Source organism: Mycoplasmopsis anatis, assembly GCF_900660655.1.
GTDB classification, from domain to species: Bacteria; Bacillota_I; Bacilli_A; order Mycoplasmatales; family Metamycoplasmataceae; genus Mycoplasmopsis; species Mycoplasmopsis anatis.
In genome coordinates this window covers 97,106-111,030 of sequence record NZ_LR215035.1, presented here as the reverse complement: position 1 = coordinate 111,030, position 13,925 = coordinate 97,106, and the positions used below count along the sequence as shown (strand labels likewise).

8 protein-coding genes and 1 tRNA gene are annotated in these 13,925 nt (G+C 23.3%); 6 read left to right on the top strand and 3 right to left on the bottom strand.

Features of this window, described 5'->3' with window-relative positions; genetic code table 4:
* The first annotated feature begins 29 nt into the window (after window positions 1-29).
* Window positions 30-105 (top strand) — tRNA-His (locus EXC66_RS00500).
* Between the two features lie 179 nt (window positions 106-284).
* On the opposite strand, the gene EXC66_RS00495 is transcribed toward EXC66_RS00500, so the two are convergent.
* Window positions 285-623 carry a hypothetical protein gene (locus EXC66_RS00495; RefSeq protein WP_006886954.1) on the bottom strand — a complete coding sequence of 113 codons (339 nt, stop codon included), beginning with the start codon at window positions 621-623 and terminating at the stop codon, window positions 285-287.
* A 746-nt stretch (window positions 624-1,369) separates the two neighbouring features.
* On the opposite strand from EXC66_RS00495, the gene EXC66_RS00490 reads away from it, so the two are divergent.
* The 5 genes from EXC66_RS00490 to EXC66_RS00470 all read left to right on the top strand — a co-directional run bounded on the left by EXC66_RS00490 (window position 1,370) and on the right by EXC66_RS00470 (window position 10,461).
* On the top strand, window positions 1,370-2,581 hold the full coding sequence (locus EXC66_RS00490) for an Mbov_0401 family ICE element transposase-like protein (RefSeq protein ID WP_006886955.1): 1,212 nt from the start codon (window positions 1,370-1,372) through the stop codon (window positions 2,579-2,581).
* A gap of 54 nt (window positions 2,582-2,635) precedes the next feature.
* Window positions 2,636-3,496, top strand: a complete 861-nt coding sequence (locus tag EXC66_RS00485; protein ID WP_006886956.1) for an uL4 family ribosomal protein — start codon at window positions 2,636-2,638, stop codon at window positions 3,494-3,496.
* Between the two features lie 243 nt (window positions 3,497-3,739).
* The gene (locus tag EXC66_RS00480) at window positions 3,740-7,414 is read left to right on the top strand and encodes a coiled-coil domain-containing protein (protein ID WP_006886957.1); all 3,675 of its coding nucleotides are present in this window, start codon (window positions 3,740-3,742) and stop codon (window positions 7,412-7,414) included.
* Window positions 7,415-7,495: 81 nt separating this feature from the next.
* A complete protein-coding gene (locus EXC66_RS00475; protein WP_129622299.1) occupies window positions 7,496-8,902 on the top strand; it encodes a hypothetical protein in 1,407 nt (468 codons plus the stop codon).
* A gap of 131 nt (window positions 8,903-9,033) precedes the next feature.
* On the top strand, window positions 9,034-10,461 hold the full coding sequence (locus tag EXC66_RS00470; protein WP_129622296.1) for a transglutaminase domain-containing protein: 1,428 nt from the start codon (window positions 9,034-9,036) through the stop codon (window positions 10,459-10,461).
* Between the two features lie 237 nt (window positions 10,462-10,698).
* On the opposite strand, the gene EXC66_RS00465 is transcribed toward EXC66_RS00470, so the two are convergent.
* Both EXC66_RS00465 and EXC66_RS00460 read right to left on the bottom strand, forming a co-directional pair.
* Window positions 10,699-12,459: a hypothetical protein gene (locus EXC66_RS00465; protein WP_112579180.1), complete on the bottom strand. Its 1,761-nt coding sequence runs from the start codon at window positions 12,457-12,459 to the stop codon at window positions 10,699-10,701.
* 121 nt (window positions 12,460-12,580) lie between these two features.
* Complete coding sequence (locus EXC66_RS00460; protein ID WP_129622294.1) at window positions 12,581-13,762, bottom strand: IS30 family transposase; 1,182 nt, start codon at window positions 13,760-13,762, stop codon at window positions 12,581-12,583.
* Window positions 13,763-13,925: the final 163 nt, after the last annotated feature.

Below are 13,925 nucleotides of genomic sequence, written 5' to 3'. Positions count from 1 at the left end.
CATTATAATTAATTTGTAAAATTTACATAGTGAACGTGGTGAAGTGGCTAACACAGCAGGTTGTGGTCCTGTCATTCGCGGGTTCGAATCCCGTCGTTCACCCCATTTCATAAGAGCAACTCTAAAGGTTGCTTTTTTGTTTAAGATTCCGAATAATAAAAACCACTCAGAATACTGAGTGGAATGATAAAGACTTCTCTTCTATCTTTTTTAGTAATCTAACTCCAATTTTACATGTGAAAACATAACTAAGCTTGAGGAATTAAGTTTAGACTACTTGAAAACTATAGTTTATATTTGACGTCAAAAACTCTCTCTAAATATTGAGCATATAAATATTTTACATCTTCTAACATAATTGCTCCTACTTTTAGAGAATAGGATAGCTCATCAATTAAAGGAGTTGTATCTATTTCGTCTATGTAATTAATATCATTTCGAACACTGAAATTATCATTAAAATCAGTGATCTCAGTTCACACTAAATTTTTAAGTATAAAATCTATCGTCTCATTTTTTGCTAGAGCTATCTTCATTCTTAATTTTTTTAGAATTTCAAAAAGTGAAATTGGATATTTATAATTTTTATAGTAATATTTAGCAATTTTAGCGAATTTATTCATATTCTCCTTTAAATGTATATATACTGGAAATATTTCCATAATAATGATACAACAAAAATTGTTAAAAAGAATTATTTTTTATATTTTTCTACGTGTAAAGATATTAGTATTGTTTAAAAATATCTAATTATTATTTTCAGTAATATTGATGAATAATAACAATATTGTTAAATAATATATTTATTATGAACTGATATATTTACTATCAAAAAGTAAATATATCAGTTTTAAATATACATCTATTATTCAATCATAATCTTATATTTAGTAATATCAATTATATTGATAAATAATAACATTATTATTAAATAATACATATATTATTTAGTAATAAATCTATATTGATAAATAGTAATAATATTATTAAATAATACATATATTATTAATGTATTTAAAGATATTATTAAAAATAACATTATTATTAAATAATAGATATATTGTTATTTTAAATAATATTTATATTCTAATTTATTAAATATAAGTATTTAAAAGAAATTTTTAAAAATAAAAAAATACCATAATTAAAAATAAATCAAAATAGATAATTAATTTTATTTCGTGTATTCACAAGTACTAGCTCAAGAATGTTTAATTAAATGAAAATAACTAAAGACATAATATTTTTTGTACAAATTAAAAATTTAAATTATTTATTTCTGATTTTGTAAATTTGCATTAAAATTAATTATGGAAATAGTTCCAGTTCTGGGTAATAGTGAAATCTCAAAAAATCTTTGAATCTGCGAATGAATAATTCCACAAAATTTCTATCTAAAGAAAAAATAGAAAAATTAAACTTATTATCAAAAGAATTTTATGATGATAAAGATCTTAGAAAACAAAAAGGAATCATCTTTCACGATAAAAAATCTAAAAAAATATTATTGATTGATGGTTATGCAAGTTTAGACATATATCGTTATAAAGATAAAAATACAAATAAAGTTTTTACATATAAAGTTGAAAATTTTGAATATCTATATAAATGTAATATTGATATTTCTTTATTAAAACTATATGTTGAGCTTAGATATGTTCTTAACACAACTGCATTGCACAAATTAACAGTTATTCCTAAAATTGATTATCGCATGATTGATTACTATTTAAAAAAACATTCTGAATTCTTCGAAGTCACCAATTGAATAAAAGTTGAAACAGCACCATTAAATGTTTTATTTACTCCTTGCGTTTATTTTATCAATATTGATGATACTTTTAAGACAATAAGAAAAAATGGTAAGACAAGTAAAATGCGCTTTAGAGTTATTAATATCGAACAGAAAGGTATTAAAAAACAACTAACTGTAGCAGTTGCAACAAGAGTTAATGATTTCAATATTAACTCCAAACAAACACATAAATTAATCGAAAATATTTTGGAAGAACATTTTAACTATGATAAAAATAATTCCAAAATCTACTTATTTTGCGATGGTGCAAGAATTTTCAAAAATATGTGTGTAAATAATAATTTCACACTGATTTATGACTGATATCACTTAAAAAAATACTTTCTAAACATTTTTAACTATGATCGGCGTTGAAAAAGTTCTAAGAATTATAAACGTTGAACCTACTTAGGTCAATACATTAATTTTAAGGAAATTTTTAGGCAAATTATTAATGCTTTAGAAGTTCAAGATTATAATATCTTATTAAAAATTATTTCTGAGTTATTGAATAAAATTAAAGAATTAAAATCAGAAATTTTATTTTATGACTTGATTAAGGCATACAACTTTTTAGTTAAAACACCAACATTAAAATCGCATTTTGAAAATAGAACTGCAAAAGCTGAGTCAATAATTTCAAAATTTAAAACAGATTGCTTTAATAATAAAGGTTGTCCAAGTTTAAATAATATAAAGTTTAAGTTGAAATTTAAGTGCAATGAAAATAACTTTTATAAACTTTATGATGAAGATAAAATAAAGAAAATTCTAAAATTAAGATAATAAGTTTATAACTGTATGCATATACAGTTATTTTTTATGTAAAAAAGGAAATATATGACTAAATATAAAAAGGAAATTGACTTTTTATCATTTCAAATATCAAAGTACTTATTAACCAATTCTCGGCAACCATCAGCATTTAAAACTTATGAAATAAATGGAAAAAACTTTTTAGAAAAATTGATTATCTTTCAAGACAAATTTAGATGAAAATCTGTTTCAGAAACTATTAATAATTCAATTTCAAGTATAAGATTAAATGTTAAAAATAAACATAAAAATAAGTATTTAATTATTTCTAAAGATATGTATATTTTTAGCGAGTTTATTTATATTCTGAACGCTAATTTAACTAAATCTTATGAGTTTTATGGTGTTAATTTAAAATCTATTTTTAGCGATAATGATAAATCTTCAATTAAAAACATCAAAAAATTAATTGATGAAATTAAAATAGCTAATGCTGATAAGCCAATAATAGTTTTACTAGAAAATTTTAATAAGATCAATATCTATGATAAAGAAATTATGAATTATTTAAAAAATGAGTTAAATTCATTAGGGAAAAACATTTTATTAATTTTCAGTTCATATGATACTTCAACATTTGAAAGTCATTATATCCCATACATCGATCAAGTTATTGACTTAAATAACTTACCAAGGAAAGAATTAATAAATTGAAATCTTGAGAATGTTTATAAACTTGCAAATGGATATAAATTCAGCGAAGAAAATTGAAGCAACATAGTTAAAATTGTTAATGGTGTTAAAAATATGTCTAGTCCAACTGAATCAATAAAAATAATTAAGAATTGCTTAAATGAGTTAATTCAATTAGATAATTTGACAAAAAATAAATATGAAAAAGAATTTATAAAATTATTTAAAACCGAAATTAATAAAAGGAAATAAAAGACTAACTGTGGTATGAAGCTCTAATTTCTGATTCATTTAATAGAGCTTTTAATATTAATAACTTTGCTAATGAACACATTAAACATATAAGAAGAATTACGACATTTAGACAAAAACGTCGTAATGATATGTATAAAATTTGTCATCTAGAAAATCGCAAATGTTATTAATTTTTATTTATAAATAATATGAAAACATTTCCATTTTAGTTTATAATATCTTAGAAAGGAATATATAAATATGAATTTAAAAACAGAAAACCAAAAAAATAAGAAAAAATGGTTAATTGTTGGAGGCGGAGCAGCTCTAGGTGTTGCTTCGATAGGTTTTATTGCATTAACAGCACAATATTGCAGTTCTGTTAAACAAGTTAGAGAAAAAGAAAAAGAAATAATTCTTCTTAAACTCAAAATCTCTGACTTAGAAAAGCAAAATCAACAATTAAAAGAAGAGAAAGAACAATTAAACAAAGAATTAGGAATTTTAAGAGAACGTTTAAGTGTTTTACAATCACAATATGATAAAAGTAGAAATGCTTGAAAGAGTACAACCAATAACTACTTAAATAAAATTAATCAGTTAAATAATAAAATTAATAGCTCTGATAATCGCTTTGAACCAACTATCACTCCAGAAAATCCTGAAAATTCAACAGATATCTCTCTTGAAGAAGAAGTTTCAACTCTTAAAACAAAAGCAACTGAATCAAAAGAAGCATATAAACTTAAGTTAAATGAATTAAAAGAACAACTTAACATTCTTAAAGGTGAATCTAATGATTCTGATACTCAAAGATACATTGATGAATTTATCAAGAACTTAAATGTTAAGGAAACTTTAATTGATAGTTTAAGTGCTAACAGTTTAGAAACTATTACTGATTTAATAAATAATATCAATGATACTGAAACTGAAATTAATAAACAATACTTTAATTTAGTAGCTCAATTAACTAGTGAAATTGCAAATAAAAAAGAAAGCATTAAGAACAAAGAAATTCAATTAGAAAATGCATTCGAAAATGCAAAAGGATTAATTAAACAAATCATTACTGCTTCAGATAATCAAATTGAATATGTTATCTCTTTAAGAGATAAAATTAGTTCTTACTTAAACAAGGATTATACTCAATATGCTACTGTTGAATTTGCTAATAATATCAAATCAAGTGCTCAAAGACTTATTGATGATATCAATAGTTATATTCGTGAATTAACTATTGCAATTGAACAAGCAAAACTAGATTATGATAGAGCTCTTAAAACTAAGAATATTCAAGACTTCACAAGTATTAATGTTGAAAGTTTTGGCATCAAAAATAAAAACTTGTTAAATGAGTTTGATTCATTAGTTAATAAAGATTTTGAGATACTATACAATAAATATATTTCTCTTATGAAAGATTATTCACTAAAATCAAAAGAATTAGTAGATTTAGATTTAGAAAATAAATCTAATTTAGATAAGATTAGTAATTTAAACACTCAACTTTCTAATGCAAACGAAAATATAAAAAACCTTCAAAATGCACTTGAAGCTAAAAAAACAGAACTTAAAGATAAATTAATTAACTCATTAATTGAAGTTAAATCATTGTTAGATTCAAATATTAATGCTTTAGAAAATGATTCTGTGGATAACAGTTCATTAGTAGAACCACTAAAAGAACAAAAAGAATTCATCACTGAAGTTCTTACTCATTCATTTGAAGAGAATTTTGTGGAAAACTATCAAGATAGTAGTAAAAACGCTTTAGGATTAATTAGTGATTTATTGTTAAATTATCAAAACACAAGAATAATACCTCTTGAAGGGGAAATTGCTGAGTTAAACCTTAAAATTACAAAATTGGATACAACTATTGCTGAATTAAATAAAAATCTTGAAGCAAAAAATGAACTTATTAAACAATATGAACAGCAAATTGCTGAACTTCAGAGAGAAAAAGAGAGTTTAACAACCCAATTAAATAGTACTATCGAGCAATTAAATCAAACTAATAGCGAATTAAATTCACTTAAAGTTGCTAACGCTTCTTTATTAGCTTCTCAACAAGATGAACTAGCAAAAGTTAACAGCAAATTAGAAACATTAATCACTAAGTCAAATGAATTATTAATCGATTCGGTTGAAAGTGAAGCAAAAACTAAACTTCAAAACTTAATCAATAGTGAATTTACTACTGAAATTCCAGTAGATATCAATACAGTTAATGCAAGAATTAAATTTAACACTGAGTTATCTCTTGCATTGATTAATAAATTCAACGAAGTATTAAAAGCAAATTATGATAATAAATTAAGTGAAAAAATTTCAGAACTTGAACAAATATCAGCACAAAAAGATCAAATCGAGCAAGCTAAAAATTCATTAGAAAATGAATTAAGAACTAAAGTTGCAGAGAATACTTCAATTTCTGAAGAATTAACAAATTTAATTCAAGCACAAAACACTATTATTGAAAGTCAAGGTACTAAATTTGATGAATTAGTTTCTAAATACAATCAATTAAGACAACAAGCAGAGGAATTATTAAAAAATTCAGAAGAATCTAAACAAAAAACTCAATTACAAAATAAATTAAGTGAAACAGTTAATTTAGATAAATCTCAAGAATTATCAGGTATAGTCGAACAAAATAACAATATTAGTGATTTCAATATATCTTTAGTTGGATTAATGAAAGAGTTAATTAAAACTAACTATGATAAAAAAATTGAGGCAAAAGATGATTATGCTAAGATGCTAAATACCCAATTAAATGCAGCTAATTATGCTAAGGAAGAGTTAAACAAAGCATTCACTAGGGTTTCTGACGAAAACACAGAACTAAAGAAAAATCAAAGCACTAAGGTTCAAGAGCTACAAGCTCAATTGGTAAATGCTAATGCAGAAACTAGAAGACAAAGTCAATTAGTTGCAGAAAAAGAAAGACGTATTCAAGAATTAATAAGTTCTAGTTCCAACTCTGAAGAAATTCAAAGATTAAATTCACAAATTTCAACACTAGAATCCGAAAAAAGAACTTTAGAAAGTGAAAAAACTAGATTAACTAGTGAATTATCTAGAGTAAAAGCAGATAACCTAGCTAAGGATCAAATAATTGAAGAACTCCAAAATAAACTTCAAACAGCATTAAAAAAATTAAACAACATTCAATCCAAAAATACTAAAAAGAATAAAAAACTAGTAATTTATGATTTCGTTGGTTACAGACAGCAACCATCAACCTTATTACATGATCCAACAGAAGCAAAAAAATGAATTAATCAAAACTTACAAAATCATTCATACCGTAATTTCGAAAATTGATTTGATAATGAAAGCTTAGAACCTATCTATTATGAAATGGATCCTTATTCAACATATAATCCAGGTCAATCCCCAATAAACAGATTAACTCATTGATTGTATGATAACAGTCCTGAAGAACTTGCACCAATACAAGAGATATTCTCAGGTATTCCTTCTTCAGCAACAAGTTTAACTGCACATGTTATAGTAAATTCTCGTCTTGAAACAATTCAATTTAAAAAAACTGAAAAAGGTTGATTTGGACAGTTATCAATTCCATTTTCCTCTCCAAAAATTAATATTTTGAAAGTAAAATATGAAGCCAAATCTTCAAGTACTGTAAGTACTGGATATAACTATTTCTCAAATTATAGTGGATCATCAACCCAAACTATACCAGGGATTGTTGAAGAAGCGTATTGAAATGGTATTGTAAAAGATCGACTTATTCAATTCTTACAAACCGATTCATCGACATGACGAATTAAGCTTAGATATAATTTAGAATTAGATGTTGCAGGTCAAACCGGAGCTGGTAAAAAAATAGTACAAGTTGATTCTATGTTAAAACCTTTAGAAGACTTAGGTTCAGTTGTATTATTAGATTTAGAATGAGAATAATTTTAGAAACTGAGATTTACAATATTATGTATAATCCCAGTTTCTTTTTTTATAAAATAATATAATTAAATTGGAGGCAAAATGGAAAAATCGCTAATTAATATTAGTCAAATATCTACAATGAATAAACTTAGCAGTGAAGAAGCTATTAAGAGATTATTTTTAGATACCTTAATTTCTGAAGTTTATAAGTCTGAAAATTTGAAATATTTAACAATAGATCATCAGTTTATAGATGATAATTGCTTCATGAAAAACTATTCATTTAATGAACTTAAAATGTATTATGATACTGACATTTATCAAGTTGAAAATATCTTAAACGAATTAAACAAAGTAATAAAATTAATTAATACTGATTATTTAAATACCTCTTTAAAAACAAACTATAAATCCAATACTCTCAACAAATCTTTAGAAGTTGAAATAGTGTTTTCTGAACATAACACAAAATTAACAATCAATATTTTACCTAGAGAAACTATAGATTTTTTCAAAATTACATACCCCTACAAAACAATTGATAATAAATCTATAAATATCTTTACAGAAATCAATAAAAATATATTAATAGAGACTATAAATAATTATTTAATAAATTTTGAAATAAATAATTTGATGGAGTTTTACTTTTGAGTAATTCAAAGTAAAATTAACATTAATAATCTATTTTTTAAAAAAACTAGTGTTAATATAAATAAATTATATAAATATATAAATAAAAATAAAATCTCATTGATTAAAGATATCAAAAACTTTATTAAAGATAAAAAAAGTGATTTAAATGAAATTCAAGTTTTTGATCAGATACATAACTTCTTTTTTATTCTAGCAAGGCAAAATCGTAAAAATAAAATAAGTAAATTTTTATATTTAATACTTTTTTTACTTTCAACAGCTTCAATTGCTTCAGGTGCGACTGTTTTTACACTTACTTTATCAAAATCTCAAAGACAAGAAAATCGATTAAATAAATTTGCAGAGTATGAATTTATTCCTACTGAAATTAAAAAAATAATAGATATTACTACTGATGATATTACATTAAGAAATATAAATAATAAATATAAATATATTTTTGAAATAAATAATCAATTAATAAGCAACAAAATTCCAAGAGACATTATTAATGATGACTCATATTTTGACTTATTTACTTTTATAATTAACCAAACAAATTCTTTTGATACTAATAAATTAAATGATCTTTTTGATAAATCAAAGCATATTTATGCAACAATTGAACAATCAATCAAAAAACATTTATCTGAAGACTTTATTAAAGAAATTAATCTAAATACTAACATTGCAAATGTTATTTCAACTACAACTAACAAAATATTAAAAGATTTTAATGATAATGGGAATATTGGTAGTTTATATTATGAATATATAAAATTAAAGAACAAAATCAATGAAATCAATAACCTTATAAGTAAATTTAAATCTCAACTTAGTCAACTAAAACTTTTTATAACCCAGATTTAACAACTTTTTATGACTTTATAGACAATAATTTATATATTAATTACAAAAGTATTAATACTTTTAAAAATGAAATCACTAAACAACAAATCCAAAAATACATAGATTATTTTAATCAAGTAGACTATTTTCCATTGGTAGTAGATAGATTAAATTATTTTAAAAACAATCTAGACAATAACCAAAACCATAGACGTCAATGATTTATCACTAAAGATAAACGCTATACACTAAATCCAGGAAATGAAGAAAATATAGAATGACGTCTACCATATTTACTAGAAAATGATTTATCGTTAAACATTGATTATATATTTAGTTGATTGAAAAGTTATGATGAATGGCTGTGAGTCATTAATGATGATCCTAAAATCGAATCAATTAATCTAGCAAATGTTAAAATGTTTAATCACTATAAAGATTTTAGTGATAGCTATATTGCTGAAACTTTTAAAGATTACGAAAATTTTAATATTAATGTAAATAACTGAAAATATCACTTTCCAAAATATGATGTTAATAAAGCTGAATTTGAATTAGAAAAGCAATTCAATAAATTATCTGAAATATATGGTATGAATAATTTTCAACCAAATAATAGAGACTCTATAATTGATTTTATTTTGAATCCAATGACACCAAAACTAGATTTTGATTTATATAAAAAATATACTTTAAAACCAAGGAGAACAATTGAAGTATCTAGACCAACCTTATACTATGAATTATTAACTGAACAACCTAATTATTTTTCTATCTTTGAACAAAATCCTATTGGAACCTTAAAAATTAAAGCTACAGGTATTTTAAAAATAGCAGAAAAGAATTTCGATTACCCTAAACCATCGAAATTAAATGATAATAATGATGCTGATTATTCAATAAGAGAAGATAAGGAAGTAGTAAAAAATCAAATGAAACAATGACTGCAAAACTGAATTACCTTTTTACCTAAATATATCTCTAAAAATTGAAACACTAAACAAATTATTAAAGCGTTGTCTTTCTTTATAACATCTAACGTAAATTATATGTATAATAATTTTGAATATCCTTTCAATACAGACGGTAATGATTTTTATAATCCGTCTTCCCTTTTTGAAATTGATAGAACGCTTCAATGCTATGGATACAGTCAAAATCTTAGTATGTCGCTTTCACTACTTAATATTCCAGTAAGAATAGTTGGTGGAAGTTATTATGGTGATCCAAATTCTTTAGTAGCTTCAGGTGAGCATGCTTGAAATGAAGTATTTGTTGATAATAAATGAGTTAGTGTAGATTTAACTTTTGCTGATTATAGTGAAACTAACCCAAATTTCATAGGTGAACTTAATCTTAACGAAATCTTCTTAGACCGTGATGCTGGAAGCAGAAGAAAATTTAGACTTGATTACACTTCATACATCACAACTATCATTAAATACCTAAATAAAGATGAGAATGGTAATTATGTGCATAATTACGTTGCCTTACCTACTCATTATTCAACAGACCCTGAAAATGAACTAAAATGAGAAAATATGCTACCAATTTTACGTAAGCAATACAAAACTAACTAATATTAACACCATTTGGGTGTTTTTATTTGTCTCAATTAAATAATAATAAAAAATAAAACTCATGTTTTAATAGGAGTTATTGAAGAATTTTACTTTTGTGATTCCAAAATCATAATTAAAAGTTCCATTCTCCCAATTATGTTATATTTTTAGGTGAATGTTAAGCTTTTTAGACGATTAAATTCATTCTATTTTTGTGCTTTATATAATAAAAAATTTATTATCTCAATGAATTACTTATTTTTTTGTGTTAAAAAACTTTTCTAAAGAATTGTCTTTATTTGATACAAATTCATATATAGAGTTTAATTGATATATAAAATCATTATACAAATCGCTTTTTAATAAATTTATGAGATTTTTTAATCCATTAATAAATTCATCTGTTAATTCATCAATTTCAACACTATTATGAAGTCAATGAAAAGAGTGAGCAAAAATATTTAGTATTTCATTATCAAATATTTTTACTAACTTTTTTATAAAGTTTTCATATACTTCTTCAGTAAAACTAAATCTAAATTCAGGAAAGTGAAATTTTCTATCAAACTTAAATAAATGATATTTTAAATGTAATATTTCTAATGATCGTTTATTTGCATCTATTTTTTCTCTAACATTTTCTAAGTTTTTATGGTTAGTGTTTATAGAAAATTCAAGTAAACGAATGGATAAATCCACATCTAAAATTTTAGAAACTTCTTCAATCCTCTTAGGATATTTATTATTAATACCTTCTTTATAACACTTAAAAATTTGATCAATAATAAACATTTTGGAAACTAATTCAATAAAGGTTCTAACTGACCTAGCTGTCGAGAATATATCAATGTCATTCTTATTTCCGACGATTAATGAGTGCTCTAAAAAATTTAATTTAGTTGTTGAAAGTCAATTTATTTCTTCTAATTTGTTAGTTATTTTTTTATTAGTAATTTCTAAATTAACCTCAGATTCAAATTTATTATTTAATATTTTTATTTTATCTAAAACTTTATATGAACAATTAACCAATTTACTATTATTAAATTTATATATTTTAATAAAATTACCTATATCAATAATATTATCTAAAACAAAAATTTCTAAAGTTTTTTGTATATCGATACCTTTTGAATTAATATTTTTATTTGAAATTAAATTTTCTATGGATTTTTGAATTGAACCACTAAAATTTATTATTTTTGATGAAATTTCAACTATTTTAAAATTACTCTCATCATATTTAATACTTATTTCCTTATCATCTTCAGGTATATCAAAAGGTAATGAATCAATTAAAATTTTAAAAATGTTCATTCAGTAATTTTTACTCAATAAATATTTCTTAGCATTTTTAATAGTGTTTGGAGATAAAAAATGTGACACAAAAGAATGATTTTGTACAATTTTATATATTTCTTTTGTATTGTTTTCCATACTTAATAAATATGATTTATTCTTGTTTTCCAGTACATATTTTTCAATTTCTAGCATACTTTTTAATCGATGCGTTGAAATTTTTTTATTAAACATATTAGAAAACACACCAAAATTGAGCTTAAATGAACTTTTTGATTTTTTAAATAATGGTTTTATTAATTCATTGTTTATTTCATTTTGTGTTTCATATATTATAAATTCTAATTCATAATTGCGAAAATAATTTATTAAAATATCAACAATTTCTTTATCAAGTTTATTTTCGTTAATATTGTTTAGGTATTCAAATATTACTTGTTTTTTAAAGCAATTATGAATACTATACAAAGAGAATAAAAATAAATTATCAAAAGGCACTGTGATTTTATCAAGATTAATACAATTGATTTGTTTGGATATTAATTTATTGTGTGAATTGACATATTCAACAATTTCATTTTTAATATCATTTATATTTTTATTTTCACAAATAAATTTAAAGCAATTATATAAATTGATTTTAACAAAATATTCTAATTCATCAAAATTATTAATGAATGTTTTTAATTCTATAAAGTGGAAAAGTCATGCGACCATTATTTTTATTTAAAGAGCTTGAAGTACGATAGTGCTTCAATATTTATAATTATATTGATTTTTTAATTAAAAAAGCACATCAAAAGAATCGGTCATGACCGATTTTTAAATTTTTTTAATATTATTTTGAGATAAGTGATAAATATTCGTTAATTCTATTGATCATTATTTGAATTTGTTCATCGGAAAATTTATCCATAGAAATTCCTTTAGCAATATATCTTCTGATATGTCTGTGAATGTTCTCAATAGAACCTTTTTGATATGAGCAGTATGCGTCACATTTGTATAAATTGTTTTGATTAATAACCTCGTGCAACAACACGTTCTCGGAGCCATTGTCAATCGTTAAAGTTTTGATTCTCAATTTGTTATTTTCGATAATTTTAATTAGCGATTTCTTTACTGCTAGAGAAGTCTTTAGTGATCTAACTGAATAAAGTTTTCTAGATTTTCTATCTAAAACAGTAACTAAACAATACTTGTCCTCACGTTTACCAATAACTGTATCAAGTTCGTAATGGCCTTCTGTAGTTCTATTGTTAGCTTCCTCAGGTCTTTGATGAATCGGAATAGCATTTTTAAGAGAACTTTTTTGAGTTTTTTTAATTCTTTTTTTGTATTTTCCTACCGAAAGAAATTGCAAAATATCTATAGATAAAGAAAACTCATTTGACTTTAAGCACTTATATACAGTGCTTGCAGTAGGACAAGAACTGTTAGGATACAGTTTCTTAAATTTATTAACGATCGCTTTAGCAGAAACTTTTATAGCTCTTTTTGTAAAGTCCTTACTAAATCTATTTTTTCTAAAATAGTTGACCTCATCATTTCAAAATCTAACAAAATTTTTTCATTTGTTTTGAATAGTTTTTGAATGAAGCCTAGTTCTTTTTGATTTATAAAATATCAAATGCTCAGCTAATAAATTAAAATCTATGTAATTAACATAGTTAATATAATTGTCGCAGTTGCGACAAACTTTCTTAAATTTCTTAACAAAATCGCCTTTATTTGTTGTAGAAATTTTTAATAGTTTTTTAATAGTTTTTGTTTGAAATCCGACAATACTTGAAACTTGAGAGACGGTTTTATTTTCTTTGATTAATCTTAGACATTCATTAAAATGAAGGATGCTCATTTGATTTTCTTTCAATAGTCTAGTTTTTATAACTTTTGAATGTAATAGTCTAATTTCATCATCAGAATTCTTTATCAAATAATGAGTATTTGTGAGGTGTTTTTGTTTATTTTTTATACACACAACTTTTTCAAGAGAATTTTTAATATTTGCTATAATCATATTGGGTCCTTTCGTATTTTTGGACACTATTATTTTACTAAAAGACCCAATAAATAAAAACGGTCATGCGATAATGGTCGCATGACTTTTCTATTTTACGGAAAAACATATTTCCATAAATTTTGATTTTGTATAAAAAATCGATTTTCTACTACAAAAGATA